The 24,698-nt window shown below is 68.7% G+C and carries 23 protein-coding genes; 8 read left to right on the top strand and 15 right to left on the bottom strand.

Going from position 1 to position 24,698, the window contains the following annotated elements; all coding sequences use genetic code 11:
- Positions 1-13 precede the first annotated feature (13 nt).
- The 5 genes from IPV09_RS07170 to IPV09_RS07190 are packed head-to-tail and all read right to left on the bottom strand — an operon-like array spanning position 14 to position 4,514.
- On the bottom strand, positions 14-826 hold the full coding sequence (locus IPV09_RS07170; protein WP_207474561.1) for a lipoate--protein ligase family protein: 813 nt from the start codon (positions 824-826) through the stop codon (positions 14-16).
- Positions 826-1,785, bottom strand: coding sequence for a GTPase Era (era, locus tag IPV09_RS07175; RefSeq protein ID WP_242681352.1), 960 nt, complete (start codon positions 1,783-1,785; stop codon positions 826-828). Before era ends, IPV09_RS07170 begins: the two co-directional genes overlap by 1 nt.
- On the bottom strand, positions 1,775-3,082 hold the full coding sequence (locus IPV09_RS07180) for a hemolysin family protein (protein ID WP_207474563.1): 1,308 nt from the start codon (positions 3,080-3,082) through the stop codon (positions 1,775-1,777). The genes era and IPV09_RS07180 overlap by 11 nt, the downstream gene beginning before the upstream one ends.
- Before the next feature lie 5 nt (positions 3,083-3,087).
- Entirely contained in the window at positions 3,088-3,546 is a 459-nt protein-coding gene (ybeY, locus tag IPV09_RS07185) for an rRNA maturation RNase YbeY (protein ID WP_207474564.1), read from the bottom strand.
- Entirely contained in the window at positions 3,543-4,514 is a 972-nt protein-coding gene (locus tag IPV09_RS07190; RefSeq protein ID WP_242681358.1) for a PhoH family protein, read from the bottom strand. The genes ybeY and IPV09_RS07190 overlap by 4 nt, the downstream gene beginning before the upstream one ends.
- Before the next feature lie 165 nt (positions 4,515-4,679).
- On the opposite strand from IPV09_RS07190, the gene IPV09_RS07195 reads away from it, so the two are divergent.
- Positions 4,680-5,993 (top strand): MFS transporter, encoded by a 1,314-nt coding sequence (locus tag IPV09_RS07195; RefSeq protein ID WP_370590251.1) that lies wholly within the window; start codon positions 4,680-4,682, stop codon positions 5,991-5,993.
- Here IPV09_RS07195 and IPV09_RS07200 read toward each other — a convergent pair.
- Positions 5,990-6,511 (bottom strand): DUF5709 domain-containing protein, encoded by a 522-nt coding sequence (locus IPV09_RS07200; RefSeq protein ID WP_207474566.1) that lies wholly within the window; start codon positions 6,509-6,511, stop codon positions 5,990-5,992. The genes IPV09_RS07195 and IPV09_RS07200 overlap by 4 nt on opposite strands.
- 89 nt (positions 6,512-6,600) lie before the next feature.
- Between IPV09_RS07200 and IPV09_RS07205 the strand changes: the two genes are divergently transcribed.
- Complete coding sequence (locus IPV09_RS07205) at positions 6,601-7,305, top strand: queuosine precursor transporter (protein ID WP_370590252.1); 705 nt, start codon at positions 6,601-6,603, stop codon at positions 7,303-7,305.
- A gap of 494 nt (positions 7,306-7,799) precedes the next feature.
- Complete coding sequence (locus tag IPV09_RS07210) at positions 7,800-8,891, top strand: DNA glycosylase AlkZ-like family protein (RefSeq protein ID WP_207474567.1); 1,092 nt, start codon at positions 7,800-7,802, stop codon at positions 8,889-8,891.
- Here IPV09_RS07210 and tgt read toward each other — a convergent pair.
- The 4 genes from tgt to hrcA are packed head-to-tail and all read right to left on the bottom strand — an operon-like array spanning position 8,861 to position 13,122.
- On the bottom strand, positions 8,861-10,105 hold the full coding sequence (gene tgt / locus IPV09_RS07215; RefSeq protein WP_207474568.1) for a tRNA guanosine(34) transglycosylase Tgt: 1,245 nt from the start codon (positions 10,103-10,105) through the stop codon (positions 8,861-8,863). The two genes, IPV09_RS07210 and tgt, sit on opposite strands and share 31 nt — an antisense overlap.
- Entirely contained in the window at positions 10,102-10,917 is an 816-nt protein-coding gene (locus IPV09_RS07220; protein WP_207474569.1) for a 16S rRNA (uracil(1498)-N(3))-methyltransferase, read from the bottom strand. The genes tgt and IPV09_RS07220 overlap by 4 nt, the downstream gene beginning before the upstream one ends.
- The gene (gene dnaJ, locus IPV09_RS07225; RefSeq protein ID WP_207474570.1) at positions 10,914-12,098 is read right to left on the bottom strand and encodes a molecular chaperone DnaJ; all 1,185 of its coding nucleotides are present in this window, start codon (positions 12,096-12,098) and stop codon (positions 10,914-10,916) included. Before dnaJ ends, IPV09_RS07220 begins: the two co-directional genes overlap by 4 nt.
- A gap of 10 nt (positions 12,099-12,108) precedes the next feature.
- Complete coding sequence (hrcA, locus tag IPV09_RS07230) at positions 12,109-13,122, bottom strand: heat-inducible transcriptional repressor HrcA (protein ID WP_207474571.1); 1,014 nt, start codon at positions 13,120-13,122, stop codon at positions 12,109-12,111.
- A gap of 111 nt (positions 13,123-13,233) precedes the next feature.
- Between hrcA and IPV09_RS07235 the strand changes: the two genes are divergently transcribed.
- On the top strand, positions 13,234-14,163 hold the full coding sequence (locus IPV09_RS07235) for an MBL fold metallo-hydrolase (RefSeq protein ID WP_207474572.1): 930 nt from the start codon (positions 13,234-13,236) through the stop codon (positions 14,161-14,163).
- A gap of 104 nt (positions 14,164-14,267) precedes the next feature.
- On the opposite strand, the gene IPV09_RS07240 is transcribed toward IPV09_RS07235, so the two are convergent.
- The 5 genes from IPV09_RS07240 to hemW all read right to left on the bottom strand — a co-directional run bounded on the left by IPV09_RS07240 (position 14,268) and on the right by hemW (position 19,927).
- A complete protein-coding gene (locus IPV09_RS07240) occupies positions 14,268-15,053 on the bottom strand; it encodes an inositol monophosphatase family protein (RefSeq protein ID WP_207474573.1) in 786 nt (261 codons plus the stop codon).
- Between the two features lie 82 nt (positions 15,054-15,135).
- Entirely contained in the window at positions 15,136-16,167 is a 1,032-nt protein-coding gene (locus tag IPV09_RS07245) for a hypothetical protein (RefSeq protein ID WP_207474574.1), read from the bottom strand.
- 13 nt (positions 16,168-16,180) lie between these two features.
- Positions 16,181-17,029 carry a DUF3097 domain-containing protein gene (locus IPV09_RS07250; protein ID WP_207474575.1) on the bottom strand — a complete coding sequence of 283 codons (849 nt, stop codon included), beginning with the start codon at positions 17,027-17,029 and terminating at the stop codon, positions 16,181-16,183.
- A gap of 11 nt (positions 17,030-17,040) precedes the next feature.
- Complete coding sequence (locus IPV09_RS07255) at positions 17,041-18,495, bottom strand: NAD-dependent succinate-semialdehyde dehydrogenase (protein WP_207474576.1); 1,455 nt, start codon at positions 18,493-18,495, stop codon at positions 17,041-17,043.
- A gap of 211 nt (positions 18,496-18,706) precedes the next feature.
- A complete protein-coding gene (gene hemW, locus IPV09_RS07260) occupies positions 18,707-19,927 on the bottom strand; it encodes a radical SAM family heme chaperone HemW (RefSeq protein ID WP_207474577.1) in 1,221 nt (406 codons plus the stop codon).
- A 195-nt stretch (positions 19,928-20,122) separates the two neighbouring features.
- Between hemW and IPV09_RS07265 the strand changes: the two genes are divergently transcribed.
- The 4 genes from IPV09_RS07265 (at position 20,123) to IPV09_RS07280 (ending at position 24,625) form a co-directional block, all read left to right on the top strand.
- On the top strand, positions 20,123-21,409 hold the full coding sequence (locus tag IPV09_RS07265) for an ABC transporter substrate-binding protein (protein WP_207474578.1): 1,287 nt from the start codon (positions 20,123-20,125) through the stop codon (positions 21,407-21,409).
- Entirely contained in the window at positions 21,409-22,380 is a 972-nt protein-coding gene (locus tag IPV09_RS07270) for a carbohydrate ABC transporter permease (RefSeq protein WP_207474579.1), read from the top strand. Before IPV09_RS07265 ends, IPV09_RS07270 begins: the two co-directional genes overlap by 1 nt.
- Complete coding sequence (locus IPV09_RS07275; RefSeq protein ID WP_242681353.1) at positions 22,377-23,216, top strand: carbohydrate ABC transporter permease; 840 nt, start codon at positions 22,377-22,379, stop codon at positions 23,214-23,216. Before IPV09_RS07270 ends, IPV09_RS07275 begins: the two co-directional genes overlap by 4 nt.
- Before the next feature lie 740 nt (positions 23,217-23,956).
- A complete protein-coding gene (locus IPV09_RS07280; RefSeq protein WP_207474580.1) occupies positions 23,957-24,625 on the top strand; it encodes a helix-turn-helix transcriptional regulator in 669 nt (222 codons plus the stop codon).
- The last annotated feature ends 73 nt before the right edge of the window (positions 24,626-24,698 follow it).

The following is a 24,698-nucleotide window of genomic DNA, read 5'->3' on the forward strand; positions in this document are numbered from 1 at the left end:
GGGAGTCGCGGGGTCAGCCGGCGGGGGCCACCTGGTGGTCCGCGCGCAGCCCCTCGGCCTCGGTGAGGAGATCGGCGTCCATTCGCGTCTCGACCAGACCGAAGCGGTCGTCGTAGGCGCCGATGAAGGCCTGCTCGAGCAGGTCGATGGTGGTGCCGGGTGCCTCCGTGGCGACCGCACCCACCGAGGCGGGGTCGAAGGGCAGTTCGAGGGCGTCGTAGACCTCGACCAGCAGCGGTGCGATCACGTCGCGGTCGTCGGTGATCACCACCGAACTGAAGAACCAGGCATCGCGGACCACCCGCTGCGCGGTGCCGATGAGCTTCACCGTCCCGCGGGCGTTGATCGAATGGGCTCCGGCGCAGAACTCGCCCGGCACCTCCCCCACCCGGGCGTCGATGCCGACGTCGGCCAGCACCTCGGCCAGCATCGCCCCGAAGGTCTCGAAGCGTTGTTCCATGCCTCCGAACACTGTGTTCGCAGACCCGTCCCCCGCACTCGCGCCGTCCACGGCGATCCCACCCAGGGCACCGGGGGCTCGCTGCACGTGGTCCAGCACCAGGGCGTTCGGGGTGCACGCCACCGCCCGTCCCCCAGTGGCCCGCACCACCGGGGTGAAACCGACCCGAAGGCAGGCTGAGGCCGCCGCCGGGAATCCCGGACGATTGGCGTCTCGGCGTCCGAAGGCCACCATCGGGGTCGGACGAAAGACCCGCAGCACCGATTCGAGCTCACCAGCCCTGGCCCGGGTCAGCAGGGCATGCGAGGCGGCCATTTCCAGGGCCGGGTCGGGCTCGGCGGCGACCCGGCCGCGCAGCAGCTGCACTAGAAGCCCAGTCGGTTGAGGAACTTCGGGTCGCGCTGCCACTCCTTCATGACCTTGACCTTCAGGTCCAGGTGCACCGGGGTGCCGAGCAGGGCGCTGATCTGCTGGCGCGACCGCATGCCCAGGTCGCGCAGGCGGCTGCCCTGGTGCCCGATGATGATGCCCTTCTGGGAGTCGCGCTCCACGACCAGGGTCGCGAAGATGTCCAGCAGCGGCTTGTCCTCGGGACGGCCCTCACGCAGGCCCATCTCTTCGACGACAACCATGATCGAGTGCGGCAACTCGTCACGCACGCCCTCCAGCGCCGCCTCACGGACCAGTTCGGCGACCAGGGTCTCGGTCGGCTCGTCGGTGACCTGCCCGTCGGGATAGAAGGCCGGCCCCTCCTCCAGCAGGCTGACCAGCACGTTCTCGACGTCGTCCAACTGGGCGCCGGTGACCGAGGAGCAGGGCACGATGTGCTCGAAACGGATGCCCAGCTCGTCCTCGAGCTTGGTGATCGACATCAGGTGCTCGCGCAGGCGGCTGTCGCTGACCAGGTCGGACTTGGTGGCCAGGGCGACCAGCTTCGGACGGCGGTTCAGCTTGGCGATCTCGCTGACCAGGTAGGTGTCGCCGGGTCCGATCCGCTGGTTGGCGGGCAGGCACACCCCGACGATGTCGACCTCGGTCCAGGTCTCGCGGACCAGGTCGTTGAGCCGCTCACCGAGCAGGGTGCGGGGCTTGTGCAGGCCGGGGGTGTCGATCAGCACCAGTTGCGCGTCGGGACGGTTGACGACCCCGCGGATCGCGTGGCGGGTCGTCTGCGGCTTGGACGAGGCGATCGCAATCTTTTCCCCGACCAGCGCATTGGTCAGGGTGGACTTGCCGGCATTGGGGCGCCCCACGAAGCAGGCGAAGCCCGAGCGGAAACCCTCGGGGCGTTCACCGACCAGCAGGTGGTTCGGGTCAAGCGTCATCGTCGGACTCCTCGTCCTGGGGGTCATGGTCTGGGGCGCGTCGCACCACGCAGGTGTCGATCTGGTGGCGACGTCCCACGGCCTTCTCGGCCGTGATCTCGATGCCTTCCCAGATGATCTGGGTGCCGGGGATGGGCACCACGTTCAGCACCTTGGCCATCAGTCCGCCGACGGTCTCGACGTCGTCGTCGTCGGCCGACAGGCCGAACAACTCGGCCATGTCGTCGACGGGCATCCGGGCCGAGATGCGGAAGGCACCGTCGCCCAGGTCGTGGGTCAGCGTCGGCTCGGCGTCGTACTCGTCGACGATCTCACCGACGATCTCCTCCAGGATGTCCTCGATGGTCGCCAGTCCCGCGGTGCCGCCGAACTCGTCAATGACCAGGGCCAGGTGGTTGCGGTCCCGCTGCATCTGGCGCAGCACCTCGTCGACGGGCTTGGAGTCGGGAGAGAAGCTCACCGGACGCAGCAACTGGTCGACGGTCTCGTTCTGCGCGGCGTCGGGATTGTCGTAGATGCGCCGGGTGATGTCCTTGAGGTAGATGATGCCCAGCACCTCGTCCAGGCCACCCTCCCCGACCACGGGGATGCGGCTGAACCCCGATCGCAGGGCCAGCGACTGGCCCTGACGCAGGGTCTTGTCGGCGCTGATGAAGACCACGTCGGTGCGCGGCACCATGACTTCCTTCAACAGGGTGTCGCCCAACTCGAAGACCGAGTGGATCATCTTGCGCTCCCCCGCCTCGATCAGGTCGGTGGCCTCGGCAATGTCGACCATCTCGCGCAGTTCGGCCTCGGACGAGAACGGGCCGTCGGCGAACCCTCGTCCGGGGGTGAGCGCATTGCCGAGCAGGATCATCAGCTGCGGGATGGGGCCCAGCACCGTGTTCAACCCCGAGATGATGCCCGAGGTCGACGCGGCGATGTTCTCGGCGCGCTGCCGGCCCAGGGTCCGCGGCGCGACCCCCCACATGATGAACGAGATGAGCACCATGGAACTGATCGAGATCACCAGTTGCAGCGCGAAGTTCTCGACGTGGCGGAACACCACCAGGCTGACCAGCACGATGGTGCTGATCTCCAGGATGGTGCGCACGAACATGGCGGTGTTGACGTAGGGCGCCGGATCCTCCGAGATCTGGCGGACCCGGGCGGCGCTGCGGTGGCCCGATTCCACGAGCTTCTCGGCCCGGGAGCGTGACATGGACTGCAGGGCGGCGTCGGCCGCCTGGAAGACGCCCGCCAGCACGGCGCATCCGAACGCGACGACGAGCAGGACCCAATCCTGGGTGGACATCGGGTTCAGGCCCCCAGCTTGCGGCGTTGCCAGGCCGCGATGATCTTGTCGTTGAGCCCGAACATGACGTCCTTCTCCGCCGGCTCGGCGTGGTCATGGCCGAGCAGGTGCAGCAGTCCGTGGATCAGCAGGTACTCGGCCTCCTCGTCGGGACGCCGACCGTTCTCGGCGGCCTGACGGCTGGTCACCTGCGGACACAGCACGATGTCGCCGAGCAGGCCCAGCGGCGGCTCGTCGTCCGGGTCGGGGGCGCGCAGCTCGTCCATCGGGAAGCTCATCACGTCGGTGGGCCCGGGCAGGTCCAGGTAGCGCTCGTGGTAGCTGGCCATCGTCTCCTCATCGACCAGCAGGATCGACAGGTCGCTCTGCGGATGGATGCGCAACTCGTCGAGCGCAAAGGTGGCCAACGCGACCAGCCCGAGTTCGTCGGCGACCTCGCCGGACTCGTTGTTCAGGTCGATCATCGCCTGTCCCCCCGGTCGTGGTGCGGGCGGCGACGCTGTTCGCGGTCGTCGGGGGCGCGGGTCACGTCGTACTGGTCGTAGGCCTGGACGATGTGGCCGACCAACTTGTGGCGGACCACGTCGTGGTTGGTCAACTGGCAGAAGGTGATGTCGTCGACCCCGTCCAGGATCTGCTGGACCTCGCGCAGACCGCTGAGCTGGCCGTTGGGCAGGTCGACCTGGGTGATGTCGCCGGTGACGACCATCTGCGATCCGAAGCCCAGCCGGGTCAGGAACATCTTCATCTGCTCCATGGAGGTGTTCTGGGCCTCGTCCAGGATGATGAAGGCATCGTTGAGGGTGCGGCCTCGCATGTAGGCCAGCGGCGCCACCTCGATGGTGCCGGAGGTGAGCAGCTTGGGCACCGACTCGGGGTCGACCATGTCGTGCAGCGCATCGTAGAGCGGACGCACGTAGGGGTCGATCTTGTCGTTGAGGGTGCCGGGCAGGAAGCCCAGCTTCTCGCCGGCCTCGATGGCCGGCCGGGTCAGGATGATCCGGTTGACCAGCTTGGCCTGCAGCGCCTGGACGGCCTTGGCCATGGCCAGGTAGGTCTTGCCGGTGCCGGCCGGGCCGATGCCGAAGACGACGGTGTGCTGGTCGATGGCATCGACGTAGCGCTTCTGGTTCAGGGTCTTGGGACGCACGGTCTTGCCGCGACCGGACAGGATGTTCTGGGTGAGCACCTCGGCCGGGGCCACCTCGTCGCCGGCCAGCGTCATGGCGACGACCCGCTCGACGGTCTCGCCGGTCAGACCCTGGCCCGTGCGCAGGATGGTCACCATCTCGGTCAACACGTCGACGGCCAGACCGATCTGGTCGGCGGTTCCGGTCAGGGTGACGGTGTTGCCGCGGACGTGGATGTCGGCGTCGAGTCGGCTCTCGAGCAGGCGCAGGAACTCATCGCGCGGGCCAAGAATGTTCACCATCGGGATCGACACCGGAATGTCGAACTGGCGGGTGCCGTGCAGGCTGCCCACTGCTGCCACCGGGCGGGGGCGGTTGGTCTCGTGCTGCTGACTGGTCAGGGTGGTCCTCCGTGCGTTGTGTAAATCCATCCTAGAGCAGCACTTGTTCACGTGTAGCCTCACCGGGTGGCCCTGCCCCTGCGTTCCATTCTCGCCGACACCCGCCCCCTGAGGCGACCGGAATTTCGTCGGATGTGGCTGGCCTACATCATTACGACCATCGGTGCCCAGCTGACCGTGGTCAGTGTGCCCGCCCAGATCTGGACGATCACCCAGGACTCGTTCTACGTCGGCTTGACCGGCATCTTCGGGCTGGTGCCGCTGGTCATCTTCGGCCTGTGGGGTGGCGCCATCGCCGACGCCTTCGACCGGCGCACGGTGCTGATCGTGGCGACGGTGGGCCTGATCGTGGTGGGCTTCCTGTTCTTCCTGCAGTCGTGGCTTGACCTGAACAACGTCTGGGTGATCCTCGGGTTGTTCTCGGTGCAGCAGGCGTTCTTCGGGCTGAACTCCCCGGCCCGCACGGCGATCCTGCCCGACCTGGTCACCCCGGGCGAACTGCCAGCAGCCAATGCGCTGAACACCACGGTGCTCACCTTCGGCGGCATCGCCGGGCCCCTGATCGGCGGTTCGATGATTCCGCTGCTCGGCTTCGACCTGCTCTACCTGCTGGATGCGGTCTTCCTGCTGGCCACCCTGTACGCGGTGGTCAAGCTGCACAGCATGCCGCCGGTGGCCGTGGGGGTGCAGGTGCAGGGGGTCACTCCCCGCAAACAACACGGCCTGCGCTCCATCCTGGAGGGGCTGCGCTACGCGTGGTTGAACAAGATCATCCTGGCCAGTTTCGTGCTGGACCTGATCGCCATGGTCTTCGGGATGCCGCGCATCCTCGTGCCGCAGATCGCCAATGTCGACTTCGGCGGGCCGCTGGCCGGTGACTGGCGAATGGCGGTGCTGTACGCGTCCATGCCGGCCGGGGCCTTTCTGGGCGGGGTGTTCAGCGGCTGGGTGTCCCGGGTGACCCGGCAGGGGCGAGCCATCGTGGTGGCGATCGGGGTGTGGGGGGTGGCCATGGTCGGCTTCGGTGTCTCGGTGAGCCTGGCCGACGGACGGGTCTGGCCGTGGTTCCTGGGTGCCTCACTGTTCTTCGTGCTCGGCGGGATGGCCGACATGGTCTCGGCCGCGTTCCGGCAGACGATGTTGCTGCAGGCGGCCAGCGCCGAGGTGCGCGGACGCATCCAGGGCGTGTTCTTCGTGGTGGTGGTGGGCGGTCCCCGACTGGCCGACATCCTCCACGGCGCCCCGGCCGGCATCATTGGTGCCGGACCCACCTCGACGATTGGCGGCGTCCTGGTCGTGGTCGGGGTGCTGGTCGCCGCGGCGCTGACCCCCGCCTTCTGGCGCTACACGGTCACCCACCGGCCGCCGAGCGGCAGTTAGGCAGTCCGCTCGGATACGTTGGCCTCGGTCGCGGCAGCCTGGTCGAGGCCGGCTCCGAACACCTCGTCGGCGTCCTCGTCGTCCTCGACGTAGTCGTCGGTGATGATGTGCATGGCGGCCTCTTCGGCCGAGGCGGCGCCGCCGGCGAAACCGACGTCCTCGCCCACGGCCTCCTTCTCGGTGTCGACCGCGTCGTAGCCGCCGTCATGGGCGACGAGGCGTCCGGCGCGTCGGTCGCCGACCTGGCGGCGTTCCTTCAGCGGATTCCAGTCCTCGTCCTGGTCGGGGTCGGAGCGGCGACGTTCGGGTTCCTCCTGCTTGATCCGCATCTCCAGGGTTTCTCCCTGGCGCATCTCGGCAGGGGTGTTGCCGTAGCCCTGGGCCGGCGAGTAGTCGAAGGGGGCGATGATGCCCTCGTCAAGGGCGTCATCCACACCACGATCAATCAACGTCTCGGTTGGTTGCAGCTGCTCGACGACGTGGTCGTCGTCGGCCTGGGTCTCGTAGATGGCTTCCATGACCTGATTCTGCCACCACCGGCGCACTCGCGGGAGGAAACCCCGGCGGTGTCGCGAAACCCACCCGACCAGCACCTACACTCTGGCGGGTGACTGCGATCCTCGCCCCCCGAAGTGCTCCTGCGTACGCCCAGCGCGGCTCCGCCTACTTCGACCTGCTGGTCGCCGGCATGGCCGTGGTGATCGTCCTGTCCAACATTGGGGCGTCCAAGGGCGTGCAGCTGGGGCCGGTGGTCACCGACGGAGGGTTCTTCCTGTTCCCGCTGGCCTACATCCTGGGGGATGTCATCAGCGAGGTCTACGGCTTCCGGGCGGCCCGCCGCGCCACCCTGGTCGGTTTCGCCGCCTCGGCCCTGGCGGTGGTGAGCTTCTGGGTGGTCATCGCCCTGCCCGGCTTCACCGACGACTACGGCATCGCCAAGCAGCAGGCCCTGGAGGTCGCCCTGGGCCCGGTCTGGCAGATCGTGGTGGCCAGCATGGTGGGATTCGTCGCGGGCCAGCTGTCCAATGCATGGGTGATGAGCCGGATGAAGGCCCGCACCCACGAAAAGGGTCTGGTGCTGCGGCTGATGGGCTCGACAGGCGTGGGCGAGGCCATTGACACGATCCTGTTCTGCACGATTGCGGCCGGCGCCATCGGCATCACCACGCTCAGCCAGTGGGCCAGCTACGTGTTCTTCGGGTTCCTGTGGAAGACACTGGTCGAGTTTGCCCTGGTGCCGATCACCCGGGCGATCATCGGACGGCTGAAGCGCCACGAGCCCAGCTACCAGGCCGCGCTGCACCAGCTCTGAGCGCGGCGGTTCCCGACCCGGCGACCGATGGGTCAGCGCACCCTCGGCCCGGCCGGTCATGGTCGTCATGTCGGTCCCCTTCCCTGGGGTACCTCCACGCTGGACACCAATCCGGATGCCAACTGTTCTGAACCGGTGCCACCATGGAGGAATGGTTCTCGATGCCGGTCCCACCCAGGTCGACCGGGACCACGGGTGCAGATTCTCGTGCCGGTGCCACCTCGTTCCCGCCGAATCGCCGCGCGGACCGGACGTTCTGCCCTGGATGCCACAACATCCTGTGGAATCGCCCCGTGGACCGGACGTTCTGCCGTGGATGCCACGACGTCGGGTGGAATCGCCCCGCGGACCGGACATTCTGCCGTGGATGCCACGACGTCCTGTCGATCACCCCGCGGACCGGCGCTCCACCCGAAGAGGTGCTGCTCACCCCGCCGACGCTGCACACCCCCTGCCCACCCTGGACGACACCGACCCTGACATGAGGGCCCAGGATGCGTGAGCTGGCCCGGGCCGACGCCCGCCGCGTGGCGGTCAGGGCCCAACTGCTGGACGCGCGGCGTCCCGATGCTCTGCTGGAGGCAGCCGCGGGACTGGGCGCCATCCAGGTCGACATCACCGCCTACCTGGCGCCCAGCGCCGACCTGGTGGTCTGGTCGCGGTTGGGCGACCGGACCAGCAGGGACGACCTGGCCGAGGCCATCGACGGACGCGACCTGGTCGAGGTGCAGGGGTTCCTGCGCCGGTGCGAGGACATTGCCCTGTTCACCGCCGAGATGGCTGCCTGGCCGGGTGCCGATCCGCCGGCCTGGCGTGCGGGGCTGGCCCGCTGGGTGGAACAGAACGACCACGCCCGCGAGCAGGTGCTGCAGGTACTGCGCTCCGAGGGTCCGCTGCCGGCCCGCGCCATCGACGTCGAGGTCGCCGTCGGCTGGCGCTCGTCGGGATGGAACCACCACAAGAACATCCCGATGCTGCTGGAACGGATGTCGGAACGCGGCGAGGTGGCCGTCAGCCACCGGGAGGGCAAGGAGCGGATCTGGGACCTGGCCGAGCGGATCTACCCCGCCGTGGCACCCGTGCCTTTGGAGCAGGCCCTGCGCATCCGCGCCGAACGCCGGCTGCGCAGCCTGGGGATTGCCCGGGCCCGGACCCGGGAGACCCCGGTCGAGCCGCTGGCTGTCGGTGAGGTCGGTGAGCGGGTGCGGGTCGAGGGCCTGCGTGGCCACTGGCAGGTCGACCCGGCGCTGCTGGACGACGACTTCGCACCCCGCACCGCGCTGCTGTCCCCGCTGGACCGGCTCGTCTTCGACCGCAAGCGGATGGAGGAACTGTTCGCGTTCGACTATGCGTTGGAGATGTACAAGCCGGCCGCGGCCAGACGGTGGGGCTACTACGCCCTGCCGGTGCTGCACGGCGACCGCCTGGTCGGCAAGGTCGACGCCGAGGCCGACCGTCGCCATGGGCAGCTGCACGTGCATGCCGTCCACGCCGACGAGCCGTGGCCGGCTGCGGTGCGTGACGGGGTGGAGGCGGAGCTGGCGTCGCTGGGGCGCTACCTGGACCTCGAGGTGCTGTTGCCGTAGAAGCGACCCAAGTACTCCTCGCGGTAGGCCTCGAAGTCGCCCGAGGCCATCGCCGCACGAATGGTGTCGACCAGGCGCACCGTGAACCGTTCGTTGTGGATGGTCGCCAGGGTGGCCGAGAGCATCTCCTTGGCCTTGAACAGGTGGTGCAGGTAGGCCCGGGTGTAGTGGGTGCAGGTGTAGCAGTCGCAGTCCTCCTCCAGCGGGACGAAGGCGCGACGCGAGGCGGCGGTGTTCACGTTGTAGCGCCCGTCGGCGGTGTAGATGGCCGCGTTGCGGGCCACCCGCGACGGGTTGACGCAGTCAAAGGTGTCGGCGCCGGCCGCGCAGGCGGCGAAGAAGTCGTCCGGTTCGCTGATGCCCAGCAGATGTCGAGGCTTGTCGAAGGGCAGTTCCTCGGCGACCCACCTGATGATGGTGCCCAGGTTCTCCTTCTCCAGGGCCCCGCCGATGCCGAACCCGTCGAAACGCTGCCCGTTGACCTCCATCGAGCCCAGGTCGCGGGCGGCGGTGCGGCGCAGGTCCTCGTACTGGGCGCCCTGGAGCACCCCGAACAGTGCCTGGTAGGGCATCCCGGCGCGGGCCTCGGTCAGCCGACGGTGCTCGGCCAGGCACCGGATCGCCCACAACCGGGTCCGTTCCAGCGACTCCTCCTGGTAGGCGCGGGTGTTCATCAGGGTGGTCAACTCGTCGAAGGCGAACATGATGTCGGCCCCCAACTGGTGCTGCACCTGCATCGACACCTCCGGGGTGAACCGGTGCCGGCTGCCGTCCAGGTGGCTCTTGAAGGTGACCCCGTCGTCGTCGACGTGGGCCATCCGCTCCTTGCCCTCGGCGATGACCTGGTCGTCCGTGACCCGCTGGGTCTCCATGGCCAGCACCTTCTTGAAGCCAACCCCCAGACTCATCACCTGGAAGCCGCCGGAGTCGGTGAAGGTGGGCCCGGGCCAGTTCATGAACCGACCCAGCCCGCCGCCGGCCTCGACGATGTCGGCGCCGGGCTGAAGGTACAGGTGGTAGGCGTTGGCCAGCACGGCCTGCGCGCCGAGGTCGCTGACGGCTTCGGGGACGACCGCCTTGACGGTGGCCTTGGTGCCGACGGCGACGAAGGCCGGGGTCTGGATCTGGCCGTGCGGGGTGTGGATGACCCCGGTGCGTCCCAGTCCGTTGTCCAGGACGGCACCGGGGGTGAAACCAAAGCAGGGGTCGTTCACCGCGCCGCCTCCGATGCGTCCGCCGACACGTCCACCGGTGCGTCCACCGTCACGGCAGCATCGCCGTGCTGCTGGTGGGCCAACAGCTGCAGCTGGGCCAGTGCCACCGCGCCCGCGGTGGAGGCGCGCAGCACCCCGTCGCTGATCAGCACCGGGATGGCACCGGCGGCGGTCAGCTCGGCGATTTCTTCGGGGCTGATGCCCCCCTCGGGGCCGACCAGCAGGGTCACCGGGCCGGCGTCGGGCAGGGCCACCGAGGCCAGCGGGGTGGTGGCCTCCTCGTGGGCGACCAGCACCAGTCCCCCGACCTGTTCGAGGTGGCGGGCCAGGCTCTTGGGGGTGATCACCTCGGGATGGACCTGCGGCACCCAGGCACGGCGGGACTGCTTGGCAGCCTCCCGGGCGGTTGCCTGCCACTTGGCCAGCCCCTTGTCGGCCTTGGCGTCCCACTTCACGATGCTGCGACGCGACTGCCAGGCGCTGAGGAAGTGGACGCCGACCTCGGTCAGAATCTCCACCGACAGGTCGCCGCGGTCGCCCTTGGCCAGACCCTGCACCACCCGCCAGGTCCAGCGCGGTTGGTGGTAGTCGTGGACCGCCTGCACCTGACCGGTCAGCGACTTCCCGTCGACCGAGGCCACCAGCAGGTCCAGCACCCGGCCCAGGCCGTCGGCGACCAGGATGGTCTCACCGACCCGGGTGCGCTTGACGGTCACGGCGTGGCGCCCCTCGTCCCCGGCCAGGGTGAAGGAGTCACCGACGGTCGCCGCGGCGACCTGGTCGGCCCCGGCCAGGTACAGCGCGGCGGTCATCCGCCGAAGGCTTCCTTGAGGCGCCCGAAGACGCCCTTGTGGCCCTTGTCCGGTTCGGAGGCGACACTGGTCTCATCGCGCACCTCTGCCAACTGTCGCAGCAGGTCGCGCTGGGCGTCGTCGAGCCGGGTCGGGGTCTGGACGACGAAGGTGATGCCCAGCTCGCCGCGTCCACCGCCGCGCAGCCGCGGCACACCACGGTTGGGGATCGAGACGCGGGTGCCCGACTGGGTGCCGGAGGGCACCTCGACGAGCACCTCGCGGTCGGCCAGGTCGGAGTCGTCGCGTTCGGCCTCCAGGGTGGTCACCGCGATCTTGGTGCCCAGCGCGGCCGCCGTCATCGGGATCCGCAGCGCGATCTCGAGGTTGTCGCCGTCGCGGGTGAAGACCTCGTGGTTGGCGACGATCAGTTCGACGTACAGGTCGCCGGCGGGGCCACCGCCCGGGCCGACCTCGCCCTGCGACTCCAGGTGGATGCGGTTGCCGGTGCTGACGCCGGCGGGAATCTTGACGCTGATCTGGCGCTTGTGCCGCACCCGACCCTCACCGGAGCACTCCCCGCAGGGCTGCGGGATGACGGTGCCGTAGCCGCGGCAGTTGGGGCAGGGCTGCGAAGTGCGGATGTCGCCCAGGAACGAGCGCTGCACCGAGGTGACGTCGCCGCGGCCATGGCAGGTGGGGCAGGACACCGGCTCGGAGCCCTCTTCGGCGCCCGACCCCGAGCAGCGGGGGCACAGGACGGCGGTGTCGATGGTCAGCGGCTTGGTCACGCCGAAGGCGGCCTCGGCCAGGGTCAGGCTCTGGCGCACCAGCGCGTCCTGGCCGCGGCGGGTCCGGGAGCGGGGACCGCGCTGGGCCTGGGCGCCGAACATGGCGTCGACCAGGTTGGTGAAGTCGAATCCGCCGGCGCCACCGCCACCGAAGCCGCCGCCGAAGCCGGCGAAGTCCTGGTAGCCGCCGCCGCGTCCGTGGGGGTCGCCACCGCGGTCGTAGACGGCCCGCTTGTGCTCGTCGTGCAGCACCTCGTAGGCCTCTTGGACCTCTTTGAACTTCTCGGCCGAATCCGGGTCGGAGGCGACGTCGGGATGCACCTTCATGGCCATCTTGCGATAGGCCTTCTTGATCTGTTCGGCGGTCGCGTCGCGGCTGACGCCCAGCACCTCGTAGTAGTCACTGCTCATCGGAGTTGTGTCATCCTTCCGCCAGGAATCGGCTCAGGTAGCGCGCCACAGCACGCACCGAAGCAATGGTCGAGGGGTAGTCCATGCGGGTGGGTCCCACCACGCCGAGGCTGGCCCAGGTGTGGCCCGGGTCACCGTAGGACGAGGTCACTAATGAGGTGGACTGCAAACCCTGGTAGGGGTTCTCCTGCCCGATCCGCACGGTGACGTCGTCGCCGCGAGTCTCGCCCAGGAGCCGCAGCAGCACCACCTGTTCCTCGAGGGCCTCGAGCACCGGCTGGACGGCCGTCTCGAAGTTCTCGGCGAAACGGGTCAGGTTCGGCACCCCGGCCACCACGATGCGGGCGCTGGGATCGGTGGCCAGCATCTCGAGCAGTGTCGCCACCACCGTGTTGGTGGCCACCCGTTCCTCCGGGTGGGTCTCGTCGACGACGGTGTGCAGCCGGTCGGCGGCGGTGCTGGGCAGCTGGTCGGCCACCGCGGCGTTCAGCCGTTGGCGCAATGAGGCCAGCTGGTCCTCGGTGTGGGTGGGCAGGTCGAGGACGCGCTGCTCCACGCGTCCGCTGGAGGTGATCAGCACGACCAGGGCACGGTCGACGGTCAGCGAGACCAGCTCGACGTGCCGGATGACCGCGGCCTGGGTGCTCGGGTACTGGACGATCGCCACCTGACGAGTCAGCTGGGCCAGCAGTCGGACGGTGCGCGAGACGATGTCGTCCAGGTCGACGGCACCGCTCATGAAGGTGGTGACGGCACGCTTCTCGGCCACCGACAGCGGCTTGACCGCGCCCAGACGGTCGACGAACAGGCGATAGCCCTTGTCGGTGGGGATGCGGCCGGCGCTGGTGTGGGGCTGGGTGATGTAGCCCTCGTCCTCGAGCACCGCCATGTCGTTGCGCACCGTGGCGGCCGAGACCTTCATGTTGTGACGCTCGACCAGGGCCTTGGAGCCGACGGGTTCGCGGCTGGCCACGTAGTCGGTGACGATGGCCCGCAGTACGTCGATCTTGCGTTCGTCCACCACACCACCCTCCTCTTCCGGCCACGCCGATGGTGCCCCATGCTGGCACTCACGGCAAACGAGTGCCAGTCTACTCCGAATCGTCGGGTGCCTCATCCGTGGCAGGCTGGGGGCGTGGAACCACGACTTGACACCAGCCCCGCCGCCCCCCGCTCCCCCCGCCCGACCGACGCCTGGTCGCTGGGCAGCTGGCAGCCCGTCACCGAGGACATCTGGGTGATGGTCGCCGAACCGGCCGGGGTGAACATTGGCCTGGTCGTCGGCAGTGAGCACGTGCTGCTGGTCGACACCGGATCCAGCCCGGCGCAGGGACGAGCCATCGCCGAGTCGGCGCGGGACCTGGTCGGTCGCCCCGTCGACCGGGTGGTGCTCACCCACGGACACTGGGACCACTTCCATGGTCTGGCCGGCATTCCGGACGCCGAGTCCTACGGGCACGAGCAGTTGCTGGCCGACCTGGCCGCGGCCCAGCAGGATCCCGCCACGGCCGTCGGCCTGGTCGGGCCCACGCACCTGTTCTCGCTGGTGCGGGCCCTCGACCTGGGCGGGCTGCGGGTCGAGATGCTGCACTTCGGCCCGGCCCATACCCAGGGCGACGTGCTGGTCCACGTGCCGGCCCGCAAGGTCTGGTTCACCGGTGACCTGGTCGAGACCGCCGGGGACGTCGAGATCAGCGACGAGTCGACCATCGAGAAGTGGCCGATGGCGCTGGACGGCATCCTGGGTGGGGCCGACGAGAGCACCATCTTCGTGCCGGGCCACGGCCGGGTCGCGGGCACCGTCGAGGTCTTCGCGCACCGCGCCAACATCTCCATGCTGTACGGCGCCGGTGAGGCGCTGGTCAATCGTGGGGTCCGCCTGGAGCAGGCGCTGGCCGCCATCGACACCCCCGTGCTCGCCGACGGCAGCCCGCATCCGGGGGCCTCGGAGTGGGAATGGCCGTTCGGCCCTGCCGCGATCAAGGCGGCCCTGCCGCTGGTCTATGCCGAACTCGCCGGGCACGGGCAGGTGCCGCGCACGAAGCTGCCGCTGATTCGTCCCTGAGCCACCGCGTCCTGCGCCGGGCACCCGACAGTGGCGAATCTCGCACGCCGTGTTCGGTGGCGGACTCGCCACTGTCGTGACGGTGGTGTCTGCGCAGGCAGCGCCTAGACGTCGACGCGCAGGTCGAGCAGGCTCTTGATGGTCGGCACCAGGTCGGGATGGCCGACGGCGAGCAGGCCGCGTTCGGTGCTGCTGGCCTGGTAGGGGCTGCCGGTCCAGCTGAACACGCCACCGCCCGCCTCGGCGACCAGCAGCGCCCCGGGGGCGTGGTCCCACGGGTTGTTGTTGACGTAGAGCAGGAAGTCGTTGTCCCCGGTGGCAATGTCGGGGTAGTCGACGCCGCAGCACCACTTGCTCATGGAAAACGCCAGCTGGCCGCCGGTGTCGGCCTTGAGCAGGCGCTGACGGCTGGTGCGTCCCTGCGGAACCCCCTGGACGGCACGGCGCTTGGCCATCCGTTCGCCGTCGCGGTAGGCGCCGGAGCCGAGTTCGGCGACGTAGGCATGGCCCATGGCCGGCTGCAGGATCCACGAGCGGGTGGTGACCCCGTGCTTCAACTCGGCGATCATCACCGCGTGCTCCACCTTGCCCTCGGTGAAGTTCTTGGTGCCGTCAATGGGGTCGACCAGGAACGCGTGCTCAGCGGTGCCGACGTGGTCGAGCAGCAGCGGGTTGGCGAAGCTGGCCTCCTCGCCGATGACGACGCACCCCGGGTAGGCGGCGCTCAGCTGGGCGGCGATCGCCTCCTCGGCCTGGCGGTCGGCGATGGTGACCAGATCGCCGGGGCCGGCCTTCTCGATGATCTCGTGGTCGGCCAGGGCACGGAAACGCGGGTTGATCACCTCGGCGGCGACCTGCTTCATCATGTCCAGTACTGCTTCGGTATCCATTGCACTCCCCCATGTGGGTTGTTTGTCCGTCGTGTTCGCGGCCTGGTCCGGCCAGACGAGTCAACCAGTTGTGGTCATCGGGTCACGAACCCGGGTCCAGATCGTGGCTGCGGGCGGCCTCGGCCAGCAGGTCGGCGGCCTGCTGCAGGTGGTGGGCCGACTCGTCGCGGTCGGCCTCGAGCGAGGCCAGCGTCGTCTCGGCGTCGTCGAGCGCCGCGTCGGCGCGCTCCAGTCGTTCCTGGGCGCTGGCCAGGGCCGCCCGGGCAGCCTCCAGCTCGGCCTGCGCCTCGGCGCGTCGGGAGGCCGCCTCCTCGCGGGCCTTCTGGGCGCGGGTGCGTGCCGTGGCGGCCCGCTCGAGGCTGCGGGTGAGCCGGTCATGGGCGCGTTCGGCGCTCCGGTGGGCCTGCTGCGCCTCCGCCAGTGCCCGTGCGGCGCGCTCACGTCGGCGTCGCTCGGCGGTCTCGGAGGCGTCGGTGTTGGCGGCTTCGGTGTCGGGGGTCTCGGTGTCCGTGGACTCGGGGGTCTGGACGTCGGGTGCCGGGTCGGGGACGACTGACAGGTGCGAGCGGTCGCGGGGTGCGCTGGTCCCGGGGTCGGCGGCCAGCGCCTGGTCGAGGTCCACCGGGCCGAACCCTGCGTAGCTGAGCGTGCGGGCCAGGCACCCGGACCGGACGGCCTGTTCGGCGGCGGGGTCGGCCAGAGCGGCGGTCAGGGTGTGGCGCACCTCGTCCAGGCTGGTCGGGCTGGGGTGCACGTCGGCGTCGCGCAGCAACGCCACTAGGTCGGTGATGACCTGGTCCTCCAGCTGCCGACGCCGGGCCCCGAACTGGCCGAGTTCGGCGATGCTCAGGGCCGCCTGCGCCTCGCGCATGGGCTCACCGAGGTCGAGGAACTCCAGCAGCGCCGGCAGCGGGGCGCGGACGGCGCGGTTGAGGTAGCTGGCCCCCACGGTGGGGCGGCGCAGCGCCTTGATCTGGGCGGCCAGCTCGCGTTGCTTGAGCGTGCGGGCCTGCTTGGCCCAGGCGTCGCGGCGGGCGACGAACTCGCCGGGGTCACGGGAGTACAACTCGTCGGTGATCACGTGCAGCGGCGGCATCGTCGGGTTCTCGGCCATGCCCGCGCTCCGTTCAGTCCTGCAGGTGGTCGGCGGTGACGAAGTCAATGAGCTTCTCGACCTCGGTGACCAACCGGGCGTCCAGGTCACGGTAGTTGCGCACCGTGGCCAGCAGCGCCCGCCAGAAATGGGCGACATCAGCCTGGGTCTCGTGCGGCTGCTTGAGCGCGGCCAGCGTCCCCTTCTTGAAGTCGACGTCCTTGGGAATGCTGGGCCAGGCCTTGAGTCCGACGCGCTCGGGTTTCACGGCGTGCCAGATGTCGATGTAGTCGTGGCCGGTCACCATCACCAGGTCCTTGTAGCCGGCCTTGGCGACCTGGGCAGCGATCCGTGACTCCTTGGACCCGGGCACCAGGTGGTCGACCAGCACCCCCAGCCGGCGTCCGGGTGCCGGGGCGAAGTCGGCGACGATCGAGGGCAGTTCGTCGATGCCGCCGATGAACTCGACCACCACGCCGACGTGGCGCAGGTCATCGCCCCAGACCTTTTCGACGAGTTCGGCGTCGTGGCGTCCCTCGACGTAGATGCGGCTGGGCAGCGCCACCCGGGGCTTGGTGGGGGTGACGTCGGCGCGTGACCCCGACGCGGTGTAGGTCGGCAAGCTGGCGCCCTTGCGCAGCGGGATGCGCAGGTTGACCGGCTTGCCCTCGACCCAGAAGCCGGGTCCGACGGGAAAGGACCGCTTGGCGCCCTTGCGGTCCTCCAGGATGACGATGCCGTTCTCCCAGCCAATGACCGCGCCGACAAAGCCGCTGGTGGGTTCCTCGACGACCAGCCCCTTCTCGAGGGGGACGTCGGTGGAGGTGGGGCGGCCTTCCTTGCGCCAGCCTTGTTTGAGCACGTCGCCGGAGTATCGATTCACGTGAGTTGAGGTTACAGGCTGATGCCGACGTACTTGGTTTCGAGGTACTCCTCCAGGCCTTCGTGGCTGCCCTCACGCCCCAGCCCGGACTGCTTCACCCCACCGAAGGGCGCGGCCGGGTTCGAGACCAGACCGGTGTTCAGTCCGACCATGCCCGACTCGAGGCGCTCGACGGCGTGCATCGCCCGTCCGAGGTCGCGGCTGTAGACGTAGGCCATCAACCCGAACTCGGTGTCGTTGGCCAGGTCGATGGCCTCCTCGTCGGAGTCGACCACCACGATCGGGGCGACCGGCCCGAAGATCTCCTCCTTGAGCAGGCGGGCATCGCGCGGCACGTCGCCCAGCACCGTGGGGGCGAAGAAGAACCCCGGACGATCGACGCGGTCGCCGCCGGTGAGCACCCGGGCGCCCCTGCTGACGGCGTCCTGGGTGAGTTCGGCGACCTTGTCCAGCGTGTCCTGGTCCACCAGCGGGCCCAGCGTCGTCGCGTCCTCGATGCCCGGGCCGACGACCAGCTTCTCGGTCGCCTCGACCAGTGCCACCTGGAACTGCTCGACGACGTCGCGGTGCACGTAGAACCGGTTGGCGGCGGTGCACGCCTCGCCGTTGTTGCGGAACTTGGCGACCATCGCCCCCTTCACCGCTGCCTCCACGTCCGCGTCCTCGAGCACCAGGAAGGGCGCGTTGCCGCCGAGTTCCATGGACGTGCGCAGCACGCTGTCGGAGGCCTGGGCCAGCAGCTTGCGGCCGACCTCGGTGGAGCCGGTGAAGGTGAGCTTGCGCAGCCGTGGGTCAGCCATGATCGGCTCGGAGACGTCGCTGGACGTGGAACTGACGACGCAGTTGACCACCCCGTCGGGCACGCCCGCGTCCTGGAGCGCCTGCATCAGGTACAGCATCGTCAGCGGCGTGGACGAGGCCGGCTTGATCACCACGGTGCACCCTGCCGCCAGGGCGGGGGCAATCTTGCGGGTGCCCATGGCCAGCGGGAAGTTCCACGGCGTGATCGCGTAGACGGGGCCGACGGGTTGTTTGATGGTCATGATCCGGTTGCCGCCGCTGGGGGCCACCGACCAGCGACCCTCGATCCGGCAGGCCTCCTCGGCGAACCAGCGCAGGAACTCGGCACCGTAGGCGACCTCACCGCGTCCCTCGGCCAACGGCTTGCCCATCTCCAGGGTCATCAGCGCCGCAAAGGTGTCGGCGCGTTCGGTGACCAGGTCGAAGGCGCGCCGCAGGATCTCGGCCCGTTCGCGGGGATCGGTGGCAGCCCACGCCTCGGCGGCGGCGCAGGCGGCGTCCATGGCGGCGCGGGCATGGTCGGGACTGCCGTCGCTGACGGTGGCCAGCGTCTGGCCCGTGGCCGGGTTGGTCACCTCGAAGGTGTCCTGGGTCTGGACGAACTCACCGCCGATGAACTGGCCGACAGGGACAGCGGCAAGGACCTTGGCTACGTCAACACTCATGCCCCGACCCTACGCGCGTGGGGCTGTTCTGTCGGCGACGTGTCGGTGAGACGTTGGGCAGCCCCGAACCGACACGCGTGGCAGTCAGCCTCAGGTGCGGTGAACAACCAAGCTCCCCGGAGCACGAGCCCTGCAGATATGCACCCCGCGTGCTCTGGGGTGCTTGTGTGTCGACGCCGAACAGAGCAACAGGGCGCTCAGAGCAGCTCGATCACACCAACAGGTCGAGGATGATGCCGTCGGCCAGCAACCGACCGGACAGGGTCAGCCGCACCCTCTGCTCGGTGACCACCGCATGGCCGGACGCGACCCACCGGTCCAGCCGGGCGCATTCCTCTGCCGTCAGGACGTCCATCGGCAGCCCGTCGGCGATCCGCAGTTCCAGCAGCACCCGCTCCTCGTGACGCTGCTCGGACGTCAAGCTCTCCCGGCCGACGGCGGCGGGAGCACCCTCGGCCAGGGCCCGGGTGTACTTGGCCGGATGCTTGTGGTTCCACCACCGCACGCCGTTGACGTGGGAGTGGGCGCCCGGGCCGAACCCCCACCAGTCCTGTGAACGCCAGTAGGCCAGGTTGTGCTGGCTGCGGTGCTGGCGACCATCGGCGGGGCGCGCCCAGTTGCTCACCTCGTAGTTCTGGTAGCCGGCACCGCCCAGCACCTGTTCGGCCAGCAGGTACTTGTCGGCATGGTCGTCCTCGCTGGGCATCGGGATCTCGCCGCGCCGCACTCGAGCCGCGAACCGGGTACCCACCTCCACGATCAGGGAGTAGGCGCTGACGTGGTCGACCTCGGCGCTGAGGACCGCCTCCAGGCTGGCGCGGAAGTCGTCGAGGGACTCCCCCGGGGTGCCCATGATCAGGTCCAGGCTGATGTCGCTGAACCCGGCCCGCCGGGCCATGGCGACCACCTCGAGGGCCCGCCCGGGGGTGTGCCGGCGGTCGAGAAGAGCCAACACGTGGGGGCGCGCCGACTGCATGCCCAGACTGAGCCGGGTGAAACCCGCCGACAACAGCCCGTCCAGCCACTCCTCGGTGACCGACTCGGGGTTGGCCTCGGTGGTCACCTCGACCCCGTCGGCCAATCCGAACTTGTCACCCAGGTGGGCCAGCAGCCCGGCCATGTCGGCGGCGGGCACCAGGGACGGGGTGCCGCCACCCACGAAGACGGTCGTCAGCGGCCGACTCGTGCCCAGGGCGATGGCGGCGGCGTCGATCTCGGCATGCATGCCCTTCAACCAGCTGCCCATGCCCAGACCCGGGTCCTCGCCCAGTTCGGAGGCGGTGTAGGTGTTGAAGTCGCAGTAGCCGCAGCGGGTGGTGCAGAAGGGCACGTGCAGGTAGGCGCTGAGCGTGGTCGCGGGGTCCGTCGGATGCCCCGCCGGGATCGGTCCGCCGGCGGGTACGTCGTCACCGTCTGGCTGTTGTGATCCCATGGGTGGTCATCCTACGTGGCTGACGCGGCCCGGCTCCTGCTCGACGGTCGGGGTTCGCCGCGGGGCGGCGGTCGTGTTGCCGAACCTGGCCCATGACACCCGGCACGGTTCCGCCGACAGCGAAGTTTGGACTCGTTTGGGTCTCAACGCCGTGGACGGATCAATTTTGCAGGGCCCGGTTCCTAAGATCGCAGCATGAACTTGAATCGTCGTCACCTCTTTGCTGCGGCCGGCGGACTCGCCGCCGCGGCAACACTCGCTGCCTGTGGCTCCAATGACGGAGGCCTCGGCTCGTCGTCGGCACCGGCCAGCACCAACGGTGGCGGCGCCACCATCGAACTGTCGCAGTGGTACCACGAGTACGGCGAGGCCGGGGTGAAGGAGGCCGTCGAGAAGTACGCGGCCGACTACACCCAGGCCAAGGTCACCGTCGGCTGGAACCCCGGTGAGTACACCAAGAAGTTGGGGGCGGCGCTGCTGACCAACGACTTCCCCGATGTCTTCGAGTCCGAGCAGGGCGCCAGCCTGGACATGATCAAGCAGGGCCAGGTGGCCGACCTCACCGACATCATGGGCCCGGTGGCAGACCAGTTCGCCCCGGCCGTGATGAAGCGTTTCATCTTCGAGGACAAGTACTACGCGGTCCCCCAGGTGATCGACATGCAGTTGCTGTACTACCGCAAGTCGGTCCTGGAGGCAGCCGGGGTGCAGCCGCCGAAGACGTTCGCCGAACTCGTGGATGCCGCCAACAAGGTCGCGACCAACGACATGGGCGGCTTCTTCGCCGGCAACGACGGCGGTGTCGGGGTGCTGGGCACCATGCTGATCTGGGCCTCCGGTCTGGACCAGTTTGACGAGGCACGCACCAAGGCCACCTTCACCGACCCGGCGTTCTACGACGCCCTCAAGGCCTACCGGGACTTCTCCAAGACCAAGGGGCTGCTGCAGGCCGCCTCCAAGGAGTGGTACGACGGGGCCGCCTTCGTCAATGGCGAGACGGCCATGCAGTGGGGTGGTCTGTGGTCGATGCCCGACATCACCAAGGCCCACGGGGACGACTTCGGTGTGGTGCCGTTCCCGGCCATCGGCAGCAGCGGACGCGTGGCCGTCCCGTTCGGTGCGTTCGGTTCTTGCGTCGCCGCCAAGGGCGAGAACGTCGACGCCGCCAAGGCCTTCGTCAAGTGGCTGTGGATCGACCAGGAGGACAAGCAGGTCGAGTTCGCTGACGCCTTCGGCACCCACATCCCGGCGAAGACCGCACTGGTGCCCAAGGCCTCCAAGCTCGCCGAGGGCCCCGGCGCCGACGCCGCAAAGTTCGTCGCCGAGAACGGGTTCACCAACGACATCATGTGGACCGGTCCGCTGGGCGACGCCTACGGTGCCGCCGTCACCAACGTCATCAAGAAGAATGCCGACCCCGCCGCCGAGTTCGCCTCGGTCGGACAGTTGGCGGCCACCGAGCTCAAGCGCGTCAAGGGCTGATGCCCGCGGCGCCCACCGCCACGAAGCCCGCCACCCGACAGTTGTCGCGGTGGCGGGCCTTCCGCGGTTTCCAGGGCCGCAACCTCTGGTACCTCGCCTTCTTCACACCGTTCCTGGTCGGATTGGTCGTCTTCGTCTACATCCCGATCGTGTGGAGCATCTACCTGTCGTTCTTCGACGCCCGCAACACCATCAACCCGACCACGTTCGTCGGCTGGGACAACTACGCCTACCTGTTCAACAGTGACCTGTTCGTCGGGTCGCTGCTGGTCTTCGTGGTGTTCGCGATCTTCATCGTGCCGCTCACCTATGTCTGCTCGCTGGGTCTGGCGCTGCTGCTGCAGGGTGCCCGATGGGGCCAGGCATTCTTTCGGTCGGTCTTCTTCATCCCCACCGCGGTGTCCTACGTCATTGCTGCCATGGTGTGGCGGCTCAGCTTCTTCAACGGGGCACGTTTCGGCCTGGCCAACTCGATCTGGCGGCAACTCGGCGGTGAGAACATCTTGTGGCTGGGCGGCACGAACTACTGGTACTGGCCGGTGGTGATCTCGTTGCGGCTGTGGCTTCAGGTGGGTTTCTACATGATCCTGCTGATTGCGGGCCTGAACCGCATTCCGCAGGACACCTATGAGGCGGCCGCGATCGACGGTGCCACCGGGTGGCGGCGGCTGCGCCACATCACCCTGCCGCAGCTTCGTCCGACCACCATCGCGGTGCTGATGTTGCTGCTGATCGGCGCCTTCCAGGCGTTTGATGAGTTCTACAACCTGTTCGGCAGCATCGGCAGCTACCCGCCCTACGCTCGTCCACCACTGGTGCACATGTACTTGATCAGCCTGGGCGGGGGTCAGCAGGACCTCGGCCTCGGTGGCGCCGCGACGGTCATCATCACCACCATCATCGTCCTGTTCGGACTCGCCCAGAACTGGCTGTTGGGACGCGCTGACCGCAAGGAGGCCAAGCAGTCATGAGCATGGTCGGTGGTCGTCGCTCCAGGGTGGTCAATGTCATTCGCTACGTCGTGCTGGTGGGGCTGGCGCTGTTCTTCCTGTTGCCGTTCTACGTGATCGTCCGCAACGCGTTCAGCACCAATTCGACGATCATCGCTGCCCGCTGGCAATGGATTCCCCAGCAATGGGACTTCAGCGTCATCACCAGCATGTTCGCCGACAAGAACCTCAACCTGGCCAATGCCATGGTCAACTCGGCGGTGGTCTCGGTGGTGCAGACGGTGGCGACGGTGGTGGTCTCACTGCTGGCCGGCTACGCCCTGGCCCGGTTGAACAACTGGCTCGGCAGGGTGTTCATGGCGTTGACGGTGCTCACCCTGATGGTGCCGATGGCGGTGGTGTTTCTGCCGATGTTCGTGATGACCGCACAGTTCGGGTGGATCGACACCTACCGCGGCCTGATCATTCCGGTGATGTTCTCGGCGTTCGCCACGTTCATGTTCCACTCGGCGTTCCGCAACTTCCCGACCGAACTCGAGGACGCGGCCCTGATCGACGGCGCGACCCCCTTCTCGACGTTCTGGCGGGTGGTGGTGCCGAATTGCACCGGAATCATCGGGGCCGTCAGCGCCATCACCTTCATTGGTGCCTGGAATGCGTTCCTGTGGCCCCTGCTGGTGACCCGTGGCGACACCACCACGGTGCAGTTGGCGCTGAGCCAGTTCATGACCAGCCAAGGAGTGCGCTACCCGGAACTGTTCGCTGGCGGACTGGTGGCGATCGTCCCGGTGGTCATCGTCTTCCTGGTGTTGCAGCGCTACCTGGTCGAAGGTGTGGAGACCTCGGGGATCAGGTGAGACCCAGCGCCGGGCGACCCTGGCACGCCGGGCGATCCCAGACGTCCGCGTTGGTGTTCCACGGCAGTGCCCGGTCTCGCTGCATGGGCCCGTCCCTCTGCTGTGACCCCCAGTGCTGCTGTGACCCCCAGTGCCGTGTCCCATCTCACTGCCCGTCCCATCGCACTGCCCCTGCCGGTGCCCAGGGCTGCGAGCGAGCCGGCAAGGTTGCCCGTTTCGCACGCTCTGCACTGCTGACCTCAGGGCAGCAGTACAGAGGAACCGAATGGGTCACGCCCAAGCATGCGGAAGCCGGGGGTCGCCTCGCGGGTGTGTGAGAGCTGGTGCAGCGTGACCAGAATTGTCGGAGGCGAGTGCGAGGCTCCCATCACGGGTCGACGACGATCCACACGAAGAACACTCTCCGGGGGGGACTCATGTGGCGGGGGTTGTGGGGGCACGGACCGGGACGAAGCGCTGACGATTACGTCAGAGGGGGCAGCAGTCGCGGGGACTTTGACAGCACGGCAAGCCGCAGCGGCCGCAGTGACGACGGCGCTGCTGACAGCAGCGGCAGTGACGACGGCGCTGCTGACAGCAGCGGCAACGAGACCGCAAGCACCAATGGCAGCGCGACACTCGCCAGCAGCGGCCGCGGCAGTTGCAGTGGTGACTGGCTGCTGGTGGAGGAGGCCACGCAGCCGCGCAGCGCGACCGGGACGCTCAGGTCAGACCCATCATCGGCCCCGCCGGGCTTTGACGTGGTCGGCATCATCTTGCGCTGCCGCCGCACCGCTGACCTGTCCCAGCGTGAACTGGCCGCCCTGCTCGGTGTCTCCCCCAGCACTGTTGCCCGGTGGGAGACGGGCGAACGGATGCCCAACGCCGACACCCTCGCGGCCATCGCGGACCTCGCCGGATACCGAATGGGTCTGATCGACCATCGCGGCGAGCCCGTCACCCCGGCACCGAGAGAGACGCTGCGGGACAGGCGCGGACGGCGCATCCCGCCCCACCTCGACGTCGTGTTGCAGGAGGACACCGTGTGGCAGGCCGACCCCGAGGTTCCGGGTGGGTGGCGGTCCGTCCCGCACACCATTCACACCCCACGACGCTGGCGGCGCGACCTGCATCGCGATGACGTTGCACACACGGCGGTCACGCGGGTGTCGGGGTGCGTGCCCTTCCACACCAACCACGATGGGTCACGTCGCCAGTGCCACGACATCCCCACTCCGCAGGACCATGCCGACTGGTCGGCAATTGTCGCCACAATCCACCAGACCCGACGGCAGCAGCGGCAGGCCGAGCGGGCCACCTGGCCCAGGGTGCCCGCACCAGAACCCTGCTTCTGTGACGTCGACTGCCACGAGGGGCCGGGCTGCTCCCTGGGCTGCCCCTGCCACTGCGAACCCGCAGTCAGCTACTGAACCGCACGAACTCCAGGCGCAGGCAAGGGATCTTCCCTCCAGGCACCGGGTGTGGGATCAGAACTCCGTGCGC

It is taken from the genome of Tessaracoccus sp. SD287 (assembly GCF_017355265.1).
Classification (GTDB): domain Bacteria; phylum Actinomycetota; class Actinomycetes; order Propionibacteriales; family Propionibacteriaceae; genus Aestuariimicrobium.

Bases quoted from the DNA above. Each gene is read 5' to 3' on its own strand.
- era (WP_242681352.1), bottom strand. From the start codon at position 1,785: ATGACGCTTGACCCGAACCACCTGCTGGTCGGTGAACGCCCCGAGGGT.
- IPV09_RS07180 (WP_207474563.1), bottom strand. From the start codon at position 3,082: ATGTCCACCCAGGATTGGGTCCTGCTCGTCGTCGCGTTCGGATGCGCC.
- ybeY (WP_207474564.1), bottom strand. From the start codon at position 3,546: ATGATCGACCTGAACAACGAGTCCGGCGAGGTCGCCGACGAACTCGGG.
- IPV09_RS07190 (WP_242681358.1), bottom strand. From the start codon at position 4,514: ATGGTGAACATTCTTGGCCCGCGCGATGAGTTCCTGCGCCTGCTCGAG.
- IPV09_RS07200 (WP_207474566.1), bottom strand. From the start codon at position 6,511: ATGGAAGCCATCTACGAGACCCAGGCCGACGACGACCACGTCGTCGAG.
- IPV09_RS07210 (WP_207474567.1), top strand. From the start codon at position 7,800: ATGCGTGAGCTGGCCCGGGCCGACGCCCGCCGCGTGGCGGTCAGGGCC.
- IPV09_RS07220 (WP_207474569.1), bottom strand. From the start codon at position 10,917: ATGACCGCCGCGCTGTACCTGGCCGGGGCCGACCAGGTCGCCGCGGCG.
- dnaJ (WP_207474570.1), bottom strand. From the start codon at position 12,098: ATGAGCAGTGACTACTACGAGGTGCTGGGCGTCAGCCGCGACGCGACC.
- IPV09_RS07240 (WP_207474573.1), bottom strand. From the start codon at position 15,053: ATGGATACCGAAGCAGTACTGGACATGATGAAGCAGGTCGCCGCCGAG.
- IPV09_RS07245 (WP_207474574.1), bottom strand. From the start codon at position 16,167: ATGGCCGAGAACCCGACGATGCCGCCGCTGCACGTGATCACCGACGAG.
- IPV09_RS07255 (WP_207474576.1), bottom strand. From the start codon at position 18,495: ATGAGTGTTGACGTAGCCAAGGTCCTTGCCGCTGTCCCTGTCGGCCAG.
- hemW (WP_207474577.1), bottom strand. From the start codon at position 19,927: ATGGGATCACAACAGCCAGACGGTGACGACGTACCCGCCGGCGGACCG.
- IPV09_RS07265 (WP_207474578.1), top strand. From the start codon at position 20,123: ATGAACTTGAATCGTCGTCACCTCTTTGCTGCGGCCGGCGGACTCGCC.
- IPV09_RS07270 (WP_207474579.1), top strand. From the start codon at position 21,409: ATGCCCGCGGCGCCCACCGCCACGAAGCCCGCCACCCGACAGTTGTCG.
- IPV09_RS07275 (WP_242681353.1), top strand. From the start codon at position 22,377: ATGAGCATGGTCGGTGGTCGTCGCTCCAGGGTGGTCAATGTCATTCGC.